This is a genomic window from Chitinophaga terrae (ex Kim and Jung 2007), from assembly GCF_900107795.1.
Lineage (GTDB): Bacteria > Bacteroidota > Bacteroidia > Chitinophagales > Chitinophagaceae > Chitinophaga > Chitinophaga terrae.
Genome location: NZ_FNRL01000018.1, coordinates 49,246 through 64,418, shown reverse-complemented (window position 1 = coordinate 64,418; position 15,173 = coordinate 49,246). Strand labels below are relative to the sequence as shown.

Genomic DNA, 15,173 nt, shown 5'->3' with positions numbered 1-15,173 from the left:
TATGCTATTGAAACGAGCTATTCTTTTTGTTAGCTGCCTGCTAATGTCGGGCGGCGTTTTATTTGCCAATAAGGTGAGGGAAGTTGATATATGCGTGTATGGTGGAACCTCGGCGGGCGTTATTGCTGCTTATACGGCCAAACAACTGCATAAAACGGTGTTGCTGATCTCGCCGGACCAACGCCTGGGAGGGCTTACAACCGGCGGACTGGGATATACAGATATCGGTAATAAGTTTGCCATTACAGGCATTTCCAGGGATTTTTACAGGAGAATAGGGCATCACTACGGGAAACTGGAGCAGTGGATCTTCGAACCACATGTAGCGGAAGCCACTTTTCAACAGTATATAAAGGAGGCAGGGGTAGAGGTATTGTATAATTACTCCCTCGCCTCAGTGGTTAAAAACAACGGAGGTATTAGCACCATTACGGTCGAAGGAGCAACCCCGCTTGTTGTAAAAGCAAAGATGTTCATAGACTGTTCCTATGAGGGCGACCTGATGGCTAAAGCAGGCGTTAAGTATACAGTAGGAAGAGAGGCCAACAGCCTGTACTCCGAAACCTATAACGGCGTTCAGTTGCGCGACAAGCACCAGTTCCCTGACGGGATAGATCCATACAAAGAGCCAGGCAACCCGCAAAGCGGCTTGTTGTGGGGGATCAGTGATGCAGCACCGGACGAAAACGGGACAGGCGACAAGAAAGTACAAGCCTATAATTTCAGGATCTGTCTTACCAGCAACCCCGATAACCGCATTCCTATCACCCGGCCGGAGAATTATGACCCGTCCCAATATGAATTGCTGGTTCGCCTGCTGCAGCATGATAAATCCCTCACTATCCGCAACATCCTGAAGTTCGACTATATGCCTGGTAACAAGACCGACATTAACAATAACGGTCCTTTTTCTACCGACATGATAGGAATGAACTACAATTATCCTGAAGCCAGTAAGGAGGAAAGAAGAAAAATTATTAAGGCGCATGAGGATTATACCAAAGGGCTGTTGTATTTCATCGGTCATGATTCCCGTATTCCGCAAGCCATCCGGGATGAAATGCTGAAATGGGGATACCCGAAAGACGAGTATACCGATAACGGGAACTGGTCGCCGCAGTTATATATACGGGAAGCCAGGCGTATGGTTGGCGCTTATGTTATGACGCAGGCTAATTGCCAGGGCAGGGAAACGGTGAACGATGGAGTAGGGATGGCGGCGTATACAATGGATTCCCATAACTGCCAGCGTATAGTCGTTAATGGTATGGTGAAGAATGAAGGAGATGTGCAGATAGGAGGGTTCGGGCCATACCCGGTTTCTTACAGGTCTCTCATTCCCAGGGAGGAAGACTGTAGCAACCTGTTGGTTCCTGTGTGTTTATCTGCTTCCCATATCGCTTACGGATCTATCAGGATGGAACCTGTATTCATGGTATTGGCGCAATCTGCCGCTACCGCCGCCGTGGAAGCGATTAATTCCCGTAAAAGTGTGCAGCAGGTAGATGTGAGCAAAGTGCAGCAGCAACTCAAAAATAATCCGTTGGCAAACGGCAGTACTCCCGAGATCCTCGTAGACAACGACGACAGCACCCAGGTGAAACTGACAGGAAATTGGGTTCGTGAAACAAAAAGCGGCGGCTATGGCCATTCCTTATATGCCGACTACAGCAAAGGCAGCGAAGCCAAAGAGATCAGCTTTCAACCTGCAATAAAGCAGTCCGGCAAATATCATGTATACACCTATATTCCTAAAATACAGCACCTTTCAGGAACTACCACTATCAATATCCGGTCGGGCGATGGGAACAAAGAAATAAAAGTTTCGGCCAGCGATATTAAAATAGAAGGACAAACATCCGGCGAATGGGTAGACCTTGGATCTTACCATTTCAAAGCGGGCAGTAACGGAGCGGTAGTGATCAGCAATAAGCAGGCTGATGGCGCAGTGGTAGCGGACGCAGTATTATTTATTGCGGAAAAATAACACGCAACGGCAGAAAGAAAGTTACAGGATGTGGTGAAATCTGCCAGCCCGATTGCTGTAAATACCGGCTTTTTGCCTGGCATGATTTTGTTGCTGTAAAAAGTGAAAGTTTCTAATTCTAATTGGGGTGGTTTGACATACAGACCTGAGATAAAACCCAACAAACTTGACCTAGGTAATGCTAGCGTAAGGAACAAAAAATTAGAAACGGCAGAACCTCCGGTATACCCGGAGGTTTTTTTATGCTTTTCTTTCAATCATCAATGGCGGTAAGGCAAGCATAGGAATGTTTGAATGATATGCCAGTTTTTTGGAAATGCTTTTATTGAATATAGAAGCGAAAAAGCCCTGCTTTTTAGGCACCATGATGATCAGCGATGCTTCATGCCTGTCGGCATAGTCGAGCACGCCGTCCACGATGTCTTTATCATCCAGGTATTCGATAGTCGCGTTATGCTTCTCAAAGATCTTATAGAGATCGGCTATAGCTTCCTTCCTGCCAACATCAAAACGGCTGTCGCGGGCCGCCGATTCAACATTCACTACTTTTACAGGAACAGGGAATGCATCCAGGAATTTATACAATTGGTGAACCGGGATTACATCTGCGCTTTTCAGGTCGGTAGTGAAAACGATAGAATGGAACGGACGACCGATTGGTGTTTCTTTAGGAACGATCAGCACGGGAACGTCGCTGGCTTCTATCATTTTGGAAGTGGTGCTGCCCAGCAATAGCTTTTCGATGCCTGATTTGCCTGAAACGCCCATTACCAAAAGATCCACGTTTTCTGCTTTCAGGTAGTTGTTGATATCGCCGGGCAAAATGGTTTCCTGAGCTACCATATCGATTTTGATCTTGCCTCCGGTCATGGTATTCACCCTATCGTGCAGCAGTCCAAGGCTTTCCATCGTTTCTTCATAGACTTCCTGGCTGTTTTTGACATAGCTGTTGGGCAGATCTGTACCTGTTAAGAGTGACTGGTAAGCGCTATACAGAATAATTCTTTCAACCTGGAGGGGGCCTGCGATAAATGAGCCGTATTCTGCTGCACGGAAGGCATTCTCGGAAAAGTCCGTGAGCATCAACATAGTTTTCATGTTACCTTGCTTTTGGTGTACTATTAAGCTACGAAAATTCGGCGGTATTTACTTATTATTAAATCGTAAAGGCCTCTCCTTTACGCCTTTGCAAGCCGGATTTTCGCCTTTTATCCATATACGCTTGATAAAAAGCCTGCAATTTCCTACATTTAGCGGATCAGCTCTCTACTGATGCAATTACAACAATCGCTTATGAAGAAATTATTGTTTGGTTGTGCCGCCATGCTGATGGCCGCCGCCTCCTATGCCCAGGACAATGCCTTGTGGCTACGTAACCCTTCCATATCGCCCGATGGAACAACTATCGCTTTTGGCTATAAAGGAGATATCTATCGCGTAGATGCTAAAGGTGGAGTGGCAGTACCGCTGACCATCCACGAATCGCATGATATGATGCCCGTATGGAGCCACGATGGTAAATACATCGCATTTGCCAGCGACAGGTACGGGAACTTCGACGTATTCGTAATGCCGGCAACCGGTGGGAAGCCTGTACGGCTGACATCGAACAGCGCAAACGATTATCCTTACGACTTTACTGCCGATAACAAACAGGTGTTGTTCGGCAGCGCCAGGAACGCCCCTGCCAAAAGCATCCGGTTTCCTTACCGCCTGTTCAGGAACATGTACACGGTTCCGGTTGAAGGCGGAAACCCCGTGCTGGTAAGCGCAGCAGGAGCAGATGTGGCGCACTATGACCAGTCAGGCAAGAAGATCATCTTCCAGGACAGGAAAGGCTATGAAGATCCTATGAGGAAACATCATGTTTCTTCCGTAACCAGGGATATCTGGGTGCTGGATGTGGCTAAAGGCAGCTATGAACAGATATCGACCTACGAGGGAGAAGACAGGGAGCCGGTATTCGGCAGCAACGGAACAATCTATTACCTCAGCGAAAAAGGTAATATCTCCCAGAACCTCTTCAAATCATCTGTTGCCGATAAAAGCAACATGCAACAGCTGACCCGCTTCACCAAATATCCTGTACGGGATCTCTCGCTGGCGCAAAACAATACGCTCTGCTTCACCTATAACGGTGAAATATATACGTTGAAAGAAGGTTCCCAACCGCAGAAAGTGGATGTCCGCATTTTCAACGATGGCCGTGCCGGTACTGTAAAGAACGTACCTATCAACGGCAATACTACCGAATTTGCAATGAGCCCCGACGGCAAGGAAATGGCTTTCATCGCCAGGGGAGAAGTGTTCGTAACCAGCGTAGACGGGAACCAGACCAAACGCATCACCAATACTCCGCAACAGGAAAGGATGATCGCCTGGTCGCCCGATGGTTCTAAACTCATCTATGCCGCCGAAAGGAACGGGAACTGGGATATCTATCAAACTACCAAAGCCCGTAAAGAAGAACAGTTCTTCTTCAACGCTACCACGCTGAAGGAAGAACCTGTTATCGCTACTGCGGCAGAAGAATACCAGCCTTTGTTCTCTCCCGATGGAAAAGAGATCGCTTACATAGAGAACAGGAATGTGCTGAAAGTATACAACATTGCATCCGGCAAATCCCGCACGGTGATGCCGGAAGGCCATAACCATTCCTATGCGGATGGCGACTGGAGCTTCGAATGGAGCCCAGACAATAAATACCTGGTGGTAGACGACTCCCAGGGTTACTTCGGCGTTTCCAACGCAGCACTGTTCCCGGTTGATGGAAAAGGGCAGGTCATCTATCCTCTTAACAGCGGGTTCGGGGAAGGCAATGCCAAATGGGCAATGAACGGCAAACTGTTAACTGCGATGAGCGCGCGCGAAGGCCGCAAATCGCTGGCTAAACAGGGAAGCCGCGAATACGATATCTATGGCGTGTTCTTCGACCAGGATGCTTACGATAAGTTCAAACTATCGAAAGATGAATTCAGCCTGCTGAAAGAACAAAAAGATACCACCAGCAAGAAAGATACAACCGGCAAAAAGGCCGCAGAACCCAAAAACTGGACGCCTGATTTCAATAACCTTGAGAACCGGAAGGTAAGGCTGACCATCAACAGCTCCTCCATCAGCGACTATGTGCTGAATAAAGACGCCAGCAAAGTATTCTATATGGCGGCTTTTGAAAAAGGCTACGACCTGTGGGTAACCGAGCCAAGGACCGGCGATACCAAAATATTGGCAAAGCTGGGCGGAAGCCCTGGCAGCATTGCTATCAGCAAAGATGGCAATACCCTGTTTGTGAGCAACCGCGGTAACGTGGTGAAAGTAGACGCCGGCAGCGGCAAGATCACGCCTATCAGCATCAATACCGAACTGTCGTTAGACCAGGAGAAGGAACGCTCCTATATTTACTGGCATGCCTGGAAACAGGTAAAAGAGAAATTCTACGATCCAACCCTCAGGAATATGGACTGGAAGGCGTATGGCGACAACTACGCCCGCTTCCTGCCTCATATCAGCAATAACTACGACTTCCAGGACCTGCTCAGCGAGTTGCTGGGCGAACTGAATGGATCGCATACCGGCGGCCGTTATTCACCGCAACCTGTAAACCCGGATGTTACTGCTTCATTAGGGTTATTCTATGATGAAACCTCTTATGCCAACGGCCTGAAAGTGGATGAAGTGATCGCCGGCGGACCTTTGGACAAAGCGGAAGCTAAGCTGAAGAAAGGGGATGTTATTGAAAAGATAGATGGAGTAAGCATTGCAGGCAACAGCGACTGGTCGGCGTTACTGAACCGCAAATCCGGACAAAATGTATTGTTGAGCGTTTATAATCCTACTACCAAAGCCAGGTGGGAAGAAGTAGTAAAACCGATTTCGGCAGGCGAAGAAATGAACCTGCTGTACAAACGCTGGGTGAACACCATGCGTGAAATGGTAGACAAACTGAGTGGCGGGAAAGTAGGCTATGTACACGTACAGGGCATGAACGACGCCAGCTTCCGTTCTGTATACGACGAAGTAATGGGTAAGAACCGCGATAAAAAAGCGCTGATCGTAGATACCCGCTTTAATGGCGGTGGATGGCTGCACGACGACCTTTACAGTTTCCTGAACGGTAAAAAGTACCTGGAATTTGCGCCGCAGGGCCAGAAGGTAAAAGGCGGCGAGCCGATTGGCCAATGGCTGGAACCTAGCTGCGTGATCATGAGCGAAGGCAACTACAGCGACGCGTTTATCTTCCCATATGTTTACAAACAAAACAAAGTGGGTAAACTGATAGGTATGCCGGTGCCGGGAACCGGTACGGCAGTTTGGTGGGAAACACAGATAGATCCTACCCTGGTATTTGGTATCCCTATGATCGCTACTATAGGCAAGGAAAACAGGCCTACAGAAAACCTGCAGTTAGAGCCGGATATTAAAGTGCCTTTACCATACGAAGAGTTCCTGGCCGGCAAAGATGCCCAGCTGGAGGCGGCGGTAAAAGAAATGCTGAAATAGTTTCACGCAGAGGGCTAAGTTTCACGCAGAGAGGCTAAGGGTGTTTAAGAGGCATAAGGCTTTGAGGAAATTTTAGACCTAAGCGGAGGTTTCACGCAGAGGGGCTAAGTTTCACGCAGAGAGGCTAAGGGTGTTTAAGAGGCATAAGGCTTTGAGGAAATTTTTAGACCAAAGCGGAGGTTTCACGCAGAGGGGCTAAGGATGTTTAAGAGGCATAAGGCTTTAAGGAATTTTTTAGAGATCGAAGCGAATATTTAAGAATAAATTAAGGAGTTTTATTATAAAATAATTCTCTCTATATATTTCTGATATATAATATTTTATTCTAAATACTAGTTTTTTCTTAACAAAATTTCCTTAAAGCCTTATGCTTCTTAAACACCCTTAGCCTCTCTGCGTGAAACTTTAGAGATCGAAGCGAATATTTAAGGATAAATTAAGGAGTTCTATTAAAAATAATTCTCTCTATATATTTCTGATATATAATATTTTATTCTAAATACTAGTTTTTCTTAACCAAATTTTCTTAAAGCCTTATGCCTCTTAAACACCCTTAGCCTCTCTGCGTGAACCCCACGCTTCAAAATTTCTATAAATTTGCACCTGATTTTGGCGGTTATATGAAAGTATTGATTGTAGAAGACAACAGGGAACTAGCCAGCGGTATTTCCGATTTTTTGAACGGGGAAAAGTACATCTGCGAGCTGGCTTACGATTTTGAGTCGGCCCGTGAAAAACTGGCGCTGTTCACATATGACTGTATTCTTTTGGATATAATGCTGCCGGATGGAAATGGATTGGAACTACTGAAACTGATCAGGAAAGAAAATATTTCCAGCGGCGTTTTGATCATTTCCGCTAAAGACGCCCTCGATGATAAAGTAAACGGATTGGAAGGGGGAGCAGATGATTATGTGACCAAACCATTCCACTTACCTGAATTACATGCAAGATTAAGAGCTATTTACAGGAGGAAAAAACTGGAAGGGAGCAACCTGATAACATTCAACGAGATCGTGCTGAACACTGATACGGTGGAGGCGCTGGTTAATAACACGTTATTGGATGTCACCCGCAAGGAGTTTGACCTGCTGTTGTATTTTATTGTTAACAAGAACAGGGTACTTTCAAAACAATCTATTGCCTCCCATTTATGGGGCGATTATACCGACAGCCTGGCCAATTTTGATTTTGTTTATCAGCACGTTAAGAATTTAAGAAAGAAGATCAGTGCACTGCAGGGAGTAGATTATATTGAAACTGTGTATGGCCTCGGCTATAAATTTAATACCTCCAAAACATGAAGCTGCTCAACAAGGTAACTATCTGGTTCGTTGGCATCGTTTTTTTAACCACGCCGGTTACGATGCTGATCTCCCGTCATAACATCAAGAAGAAGCTTGACCAGGCGGAAGTAGAGCGTATGAGGGAAGTGAACGACCGGGTTGCCCGGCAACTGGCAGCAGGAGAGAAGCCGGACCGTTATACCCATGGCCGGCCTATAGCCATAACCACGCTTCAGGGACCACTGCCCGAAAATAAGGTGCAGATAGTAAAGGATAATTATGTGTCGGAAGACCTGGGGCAAAAAGAATGTCGGATCACCGTGAATTCTTTTTACCAGATCGGTGACAAAGCATATGAAATTTCTTCCTTTAACTATGTAATTAAATCGGAAGAAATTTTCAGGGGAATGTTGAACACAGTGGTATGGAAGATACTCCTGATATTGCTGGGAGTATCGTTGACTGCAAGGCTGTTGTCGAAAGTGGTTTTCAGGCCATTTCACAGCACCATGAAAGCCTTGTATAAATTTGACCTGAAGCAGAAACAACCCCTTGAGTTGCCCAATACCTCTACAACAGAATTCAGGGAGCTCAATACATTTTTAAGGAAAATGACAGATAAGGCAATGGAAGATTATGCAGCAGTAAAAGAATTCAGTGAAAATGCTTCCCACGAATTGCAAACGCCGCTGGCGGTGATCAGGAGCAAACTTGACCTGCTGTCTGAAACCAATATCGACAGCACCCAGGCGGCCCTCATCGGCGATATGCAGAACGCTATTGAGAAGCTATCCCATATCAATCGTTCGCTCTTGTTACTGACGAAGCTGGAGAACCAGGAATTCAAAACCAATGAGAGCATCAAATTCTGCCGGGTTACCAAAGATGTAATTGCCATGTATGAAGACTGGCTGACGCTGAAGGAAATCACCCTCACGCACAGTCTTGATAAGAATATACCATTGATCATTCACCCGACCCTCGCGGAGATACTCATCAGTAACCTGATGAGCAATGCCATCAGGCATAACCAGGAAAAAGGGCTTATCAGGGTTGAACTGACAAAGAAAGATTTTTGTGTAAGCAATACCGGCCTGCCTCCTCAGATACCGACGCAGGAATTATTCAAGCGTTTCAAAAAGAGCAACCAGTGTAATGAAAGCATAGGACTGGGCCTGGCCATTGTAAAACAGATCTGCGAAGTGAACGGCTTCGCCATCACATACCAGTACTCAAAAGGCTGGCATTCTGTACGTATCGTATTTGATCCTCCTAAAAAAGAATTGAATGTAACTGCAGTTCCTGAACTGGAAGCGGCAGAAGTTTAGAAAAAAATCAGAATTCTTCAAGTTTACTTCAAAATGATGTAGTCTTTTTGTAGTCGAAAATCCTTTAAAGGATTCAACAACAAAATATCTATTCAATGTGGAGTAAGAAATTTTTGCTGTTGTTGTTATTGCCGTTGCTATTTGGTTATTGGTCATCCGCACAACAGGTCTTTACACTTCAACAGGCTATTGACACCGCTATTGCAAACTATGGAATTATCAAGGCGAAGGCCAACTACACCGCTGCTTCAAAAGAGCTGGTTTCCCAAGCCCGCCGTGAGTATTTACCTAACGTCAATTTTGGTGCACAGCAGGATTATGGAACGATCAACGGGCAGAATGGTCCGTTATATGGATTCGGAGGTTTAAACACCGCAGCCGCAGGCCCGGCGCTCGATCGTCAGAACTGGAACGCAGCTTTTGGCTCGCTCTATCTTACCAATGTAAACTGGGACTTCTTTGCCTTCGGCAGAGCAAAAGAAAAGATCAAAACAGCATTAGCAGCCGCTACTCAGAACGATAAAGACTGGCAACAAGAGATTTTTAAGCACAAAATTAAGGTAGCGGCTACTTATTTAAACCTGGTTGCAGCACATCAACTGACCCGCTCTTACCAGGATAATTTAAATCGTGCTGACACTATACGTAAAGTCGTTCGTACCCGGGTACTGAATGGCCTAATAGCGGGAGTAGATTCTTCACAGGCAAACGCCGAATACTCCAGCGCCAGGATCGCGTTAACGAAAGCGATAGATTTTGAACAGGAACAAAGCAACCAACTGGCCCAGTTACTGGGTATCCCGCCACGCGAATTTTTAGTGGATACTTCTTACGTAACCCGCATACCTGTGATCCCGGATACTACAGCAACGTTGGACAATCACCCGGTTTTGCAATGGTATAAAAGCCGTATTGCCCTAAGCAATGAACAATCCAGGTACTATAAGACACTTTACTTCCCCGCCTTTTCGCTGGTAGGCCTGGTACAAACCAGGGGATCGGGGTTTGGTAATAATTATGCGCTGGACCAGCACGACTTTACACAATCGTACTGGGATGGCGTGAAACCTACCCGCACTAACTATCTGTTCGGGTTAGGAGTTACCTGGAATATTTCACAACCATTCAGGATCTCTAAACAGGTAAAGTCTCAGAACTTCACCAGCAAAGGATTACAGAACGAGTATGAGCTGGCAGATCAGCAGATCCGCGCTCAATTGTCGTTAGCGGATGTGAAGATCAAGAATGCGCTCGACAACTACCGGGAAGTTCCAACGCAGGTTAAAGCGGCATCCGACGCCTACCTGCAGAAATCTGTTCTCTACAAGAACGGGTTAACGAACCTGGTAGATGTGCAACAGGCTTTGTACGCCCTGATCCGTGCACAAACCGACAGGGATATCGCCTACAGTAACGTATGGCAGGCCCTGTTGCTGAAAGCTGCTGCGGCAGGTGACTTCAGCATATTTGAATACTAGGATCAACGCTATAAGAAGAGAATAACGCTATAGTTAAACGGAAGCCAGGCTTGGCTAAATCATCAATATCGAAGCATCATGAATTTAATCAGTTTTGCCCTTAAAAAACCCATTACAATCCTGGTGATTGTTGCCGGTTTGTTCTTTTTCGGCATCAAAGCGGTGAATACGATTAAAATCGACATCTTTCCTAAGCTGGATATGCCGGTTATATACGTATCGCATCCATTCGGAGGATACACGCCAACCCAGATGGAAGCTTTCTTTGCAAAACAGTATATCAACATATTCCTGTTCGTGAACGGGGTAAAGAATATTGAAACCAAGAATATCCAGGGCCTTACACTGATGAAGATCAACTTCTACCCAGGTACCAATATGGCCCAGGCGGCGGCGGAGGTAAGCGCCTTTTCCAACAGGATACAGGCGGTGTTCCCACCCGGATCAAACCCGCCTTTCATCGTACGTTTCGACGCTTCTACCTTGCCGGTAGGACAACTCGTTCTGAGCAGCGACAAGCGAAGCAACAACGAACTGCTGGATATGGCCAACATCTACGTTCGTTCTTCCTTTACTTCCATCCCGGGCCTGGTTTCTTCGCCTCCCTTTGGCGGTAACGTACGTACCATTGTTATCAAAGCCGACCCGGTACTCCTTCGCCAGCATAACCTGACGCCTGATCAGCTGGTGGAAGCCATGAGGCTGAATAACCAGACAGCGCCTTCCGGTAACGTGAGGATAGGAGATAACAACTATATCACCCCGGCTAATACCACTATCAAAAATGTAAAAGATTTTGAGAATATTCCCTTATTTAAAGGAGATGTAAAGAACCTGTACCTGAGAGATGTGGCTACCGTGGAAGACGGGGCCGATGTGGCTTCCGGCTATGCCCTGGTAAATGGTCGCCGCTCCGTTTACCTGAGCATCGCTAAAAGCGCCGACGCCTCTACCTGGGAAGTGGTGCAGAACCTTAAAAAATCTATTCCGAAGATCCAGGCCCAGCTGCCGGAAGATGTAAAGCTGAGCTACGAATTTGATCAGTCGACCTACGTGATCAACTCCGTGAAGAGCCTCCTGACAGAAGGCGCTATCGGCGCTATTCTCACAGGTTTGATGGTACTCCTGTTCCTGGGCGATGCCAGGGGCGCGATGATCGTGATCATGACCATCCCTACTTCCATTATTGCCGCGGTATTGTTCTTAAGCCTGACAGGCCAGACTATCAATATCATGACGCTGAGCGGACTGGCATTGGCAATCGGTATCCTGGTAGATGAAAGTACGGTGACGATAGAAAATATACACCAGCACCTGGATATGGGTAAACCCAAGGCCCTGGCTATATGGGACGCCTGCCAGGAGATCGCCTTTCCTAAGCTGCTTATCCTGTTCTGTATCCTGGCGGTATTTGCGCCGGCATTCACCATGGGAGGCATCCCCGGTTCCCTGTTCCTGCCGCTGGCATTGGCGATAGGTTTCAGCATGATCATCTCTTACTTCCTTGCCCAGACATTTGTGCCGGTAATGGCTAACTGGATAATGAAGATCAAACATCATAAAACTCCAAGCGGCCGCAATTTCACCGATGCAGAAGAATTTGCAGCAGCGGGTCTTACCGGCGCGGGAGAAAAAGATACCTGGAACCAGAAAAAAGAACTGGTAGAAAGGGCCGACAGCAACAGGGATGGTAAGGTGAGCAAATTTGAAAAACTGAGAAACCGTTACCTGCGCTTTATAGAAAGGATGATGCCTTACCGCAAACCGATAGTAGCCGCTTATCTTATTATTTCCGGCGCTATCGTAGTACTTATGTTCATGGGGATCGGCAGGGATGTGTTGCCGAAAGTGAACGGCTCGCAGTTCCAGGTAAGGATGCGTATTCCGGATGGTACCCGTATAGAAAAAACAGAAGAACAAACCATTAAACTGACTAAAGGAATTGAGGATATTGTAGGAAAGGAAAACGTAGGCATAACTTCCGCCTATGTGGGCATGCACCCGCAACTATTCTCTATCAGCCCTATCTTCCTCTGGATGGCAGGACCTCATGAAGCGGTGTTGCAGGTAGCGCTGAAAGAAGAATATAAAGTGAACATGGATGAGCTGAAAGATAAGATCAGGGAGAAAGCAGCATCTATCAATCCACAGATGAAGTTATCATTTGAACCGATAGAACTGACAGATAAGATCCTCAGCCAGGGCTCTCCAACCCCGATAGAAGTACGTTTGTCGGGCCGTGATAAAAAGCTGAATGAAAAATATGCCCAACTGGTGATCAACGAACTGAAGAAGATCCCGTATTTGAGGGATGTGCAGTTGGGACAGTCTGTAAAATACCCGGCGGTTGGCATCAATATCGACAGGGTAAGAGCCGCGCAACTGGGAGTAGATATGAGCGACGTAACCCGTTCTATGATCGCGTCCACATCTTCTTCCCGTTTCACTGAAAAGAACGTATGGGTGGATGAAAAAGGAGGAAACACTTACAGCGTACAGGTGCAGGTGCCTGAAAATAAAATGACCAGCAAAGAGGATATTGGTGAAATCCCGCTGCAGAAAAATGCTTCCCGCCCGATCCTGAGCGATGTGGCTTCTTTCAGCAACGATACTACTTACGGCGAGGCAGATAACCTGGGCGCTATGCCAACCCTCACCGTTACCGCCAGCATCAACAAGAAAGACCTTGGCAGTGCAGGAAAGGATGTAAATAAGGCGATTGCTGCGCTGGGCGAATTGCCAAGAGGATTAAGCATACAGACAATAGGTTTAAGCAGCACCTTGACGGAAACTTTAGACAGCCTGCAAAGCGGATTGTTGGTAGCGATCGTAGTGATCTTCCTGATGCTGGCAGCAAACTTCCAGTCGTTCAAGGTATCTGCGGTTGTATTGGCAACTGTACCTGCGGTGTTGTTAGGTTCGCTTGCCCTGCTGATGCTCTGCGGTTCTACGCTGAACCTTCAATCTTATATGGGTATGATCATGTCTGTAGGCGTGTCTATCTCTAACGCGGTGTTATTGATCACGAATGCAGAGCAGCTGCGCAAACATAACGGCGATGCATTGTTGTCGGCCCGGGAAGCTGCGGCATTGCGTTTGCGCCCGATCCTGATGACGGCATTAGCGATGGTAGTAGGTATGATACCGATGGCCAGCGGATTGGGAGAAGCCGGCGATCAGTCTTCTCCTTTAGGCCGAGCCGTGATCGGCGGCCTGGTAGCATCTACCTTTGCGGCGCTATTTATATTACCTTTAGCTTTTGCCTGGGGACAAGGTAAAGCTACTACCCGTAGCGTTTCCCTGCATCCCAGAGATGAAGAAAGCGAGCATTATATTCCTTTTGGACAGCAAGCGTAAGAACAATGACAAACAATAATTATCTCATTGCTAATAAAATAAATTTTATGAAAAGCGGTTACCGTACCTTGTTTTCTTTCTTATTTCCCGTGGCAGTAGCGGCAGGTTTGGCCAGCTGCACCGCTTCCGGAGCAAAAGATGAAAAGCATGAATCTGCTGCGGCATCGGCTAATGTAGTGGAAGCATTTTCACTGGAAAAAAGCAATCTTTCTTCCTCTATCCGCATACCGGGCGAGCTGGTAGCATTTCAGCAGGTGGATCTTTATGCGAAGGTGAATAGCTTTGTAAGAAAACTGTACGTGGATGTAGGAAGTACTGTAGTTGCCGGCCAACTGCTGGCCACAATGGAAGCGCCTGAAATGAACGCGCAGTTATCGGGCGCCGAATCCAGGTTGAAATCCCAGGAAGCGATTTATTTGTCCAGCAAGGCAACATACGATCGTTTACTGGAAACCAGTAAAACTCCGGGTACTGTTTCGCAGAACGACCTGGACCTGGCCTTTGCCCGCCAGAAGTCGGACCTTGCACAGTTGGAAGCAGCCAGGGCTGCCCACAGAGAGGTAGGAGACAACCGCAACTACCTGGAGATCCGCGCCCCTTTCGGCGGCGTGATCACAGCCCGTAACGTAAGCGCTGGCGCCTATGTAGGCCCTTCAGGCAAAGGTTCTGAGTTACCTATCTTCACATTGCAGGAACAAAAGAAATTAAGGCTGGTTGTAAGCGTGCCAGAAGCCTATACTACCTATCTTACTGAAGGAAACCAGGTGAAATTCACCGTTGCTTCCCTTGCCAATAAAGCATTTGAAGGTAAAGTAGTAAGAATGGCCGGCGCCCTGGACCGCAAGCTCCGTTCCCAGCATACCGAAATTGATGTACAGAACGATAACAAAGAACTCTTACCCGGTATGATCGTGGAAGTATCTTTACCGCTGAACAGCGCTACCAGTAACTTCGTGGTGCCTAGTTCCGCAGTGCTTAACTCTACCAAAGGCGTATACGTGATCAAAATAGAGAATAAGAAAACCAAATGGATCCCGGTTACAACCGGCAGGTCCGATAACGGCCAAACGGAAGTATTCGGTCCGCTGCAGGAAGGCGATACCCTCGTAACTACCGCCAGCGAGGAAGTCAGGGATGATGCGGCAACCCCCAACGTCCGGGTTTTACGGGAGGTTTCACGCAAAGGGGCATAAGAAGCAAAGAAGCATAAGGATTTTTTTTTAAGAGATATAAGAGT

Annotated in this window: 8 protein-coding genes and 1 riboswitch; of the genes, 7 read left to right on the top strand and 1 reads right to left on the bottom strand. The window is 47.0% G+C overall.

The annotated features are described in order from the left end of the window. Window position 1 precedes the first annotated feature (1 nt). A complete protein-coding gene (locus BLV62_RS18390) occupies window positions 2-1,987 on the top strand; it encodes an FAD-dependent oxidoreductase (protein ID WP_089763431.1) in 1,986 nt (661 codons plus the stop codon). Window positions 1,988-2,100: 113 nt separating this feature from the next. Continuing rightward, window positions 2,101-2,197, top strand: a riboswitch (TPP riboswitch). Window positions 2,198-2,227: 30 nt separating this feature from the next. Here BLV62_RS18390 and BLV62_RS18385 read toward each other — a convergent pair. After that, window positions 2,228-3,085, bottom strand: coding sequence for a universal stress protein (locus BLV62_RS18385; RefSeq protein ID WP_089763430.1), 858 nt, complete (start codon window positions 3,083-3,085; stop codon window positions 2,228-2,230). A gap of 195 nt (window positions 3,086-3,280) precedes the next feature. Here BLV62_RS18385 and BLV62_RS18380 point away from each other — a divergent pair, with 195 nt between their 5' ends. The 6 genes from BLV62_RS18380 (at window position 3,281) to BLV62_RS18355 (ending at window position 15,129) form a co-directional block, all read left to right on the top strand. Then, window positions 3,281-6,487, top strand: a complete 3,207-nt coding sequence (locus BLV62_RS18380; RefSeq protein WP_089763476.1) for a S41 family peptidase — start codon at window positions 3,281-3,283, stop codon at window positions 6,485-6,487. Between the two features lie 620 nt (window positions 6,488-7,107). Further along, window positions 7,108-7,791 (top strand): response regulator transcription factor, encoded by a 684-nt coding sequence (locus BLV62_RS18375; RefSeq protein WP_089763429.1) that lies wholly within the window; start codon window positions 7,108-7,110, stop codon window positions 7,789-7,791. Then, entirely contained in the window at window positions 7,788-9,101 is a 1,314-nt protein-coding gene (locus BLV62_RS18370; RefSeq protein ID WP_089763428.1) for a sensor histidine kinase, read from the top strand. Before BLV62_RS18375 ends, BLV62_RS18370 begins: the two co-directional genes overlap by 4 nt. A 95-nt stretch (window positions 9,102-9,196) precedes the next feature. After that, window positions 9,197-10,579, top strand: coding sequence for a TolC family protein (locus BLV62_RS18365; protein WP_089763427.1), 1,383 nt, complete (start codon window positions 9,197-9,199; stop codon window positions 10,577-10,579). 78 nt (window positions 10,580-10,657) lie between these two features. Further along, a complete protein-coding gene (locus tag BLV62_RS18360; protein ID WP_089763426.1) occupies window positions 10,658-13,936 on the top strand; it encodes an efflux RND transporter permease subunit in 3,279 nt (1,092 codons plus the stop codon). A gap of 47 nt (window positions 13,937-13,983) precedes the next feature. Then, entirely contained in the window at window positions 13,984-15,129 is a 1,146-nt protein-coding gene (locus BLV62_RS18355) for an efflux RND transporter periplasmic adaptor subunit (RefSeq protein ID WP_089763475.1), read from the top strand. Window positions 15,130-15,173 lie beyond the last annotated feature (44 nt).

Coding starts and splice junctions, on each gene's coding strand:
- BLV62_RS18365 (WP_089763427.1), top strand. CDS start 9,197: ATGTGGAGTAAGAAATTTTTGCTGTTGTTGTTATTGCCGTTGCTATTT.
- BLV62_RS18370 (WP_089763428.1), top strand. CDS start 7,788: ATGAAGCTGCTCAACAAGGTAACTATCTGGTTCGTTGGCATCGTTTTT.
- BLV62_RS18360 (WP_089763426.1), top strand. CDS start 10,658: ATGAATTTAATCAGTTTTGCCCTTAAAAAACCCATTACAATCCTGGTG.
- BLV62_RS18375 (WP_089763429.1), top strand. CDS start 7,108: ATGAAAGTATTGATTGTAGAAGACAACAGGGAACTAGCCAGCGGTATT.
- BLV62_RS18390 (WP_089763431.1), top strand. CDS start 2: ATGCTATTGAAACGAGCTATTCTTTTTGTTAGCTGCCTGCTAATGTCG.
- BLV62_RS18355 (WP_089763475.1), top strand. CDS start 13,984: ATGAAAAGCGGTTACCGTACCTTGTTTTCTTTCTTATTTCCCGTGGCA.
- BLV62_RS18385 (WP_089763430.1), bottom strand. CDS start 3,085: ATGAAAACTATGTTGATGCTCACGGACTTTTCCGAGAATGCCTTCCGT.
- BLV62_RS18380 (WP_089763476.1), top strand. CDS start 3,281: ATGAAGAAATTATTGTTTGGTTGTGCCGCCATGCTGATGGCCGCCGCC.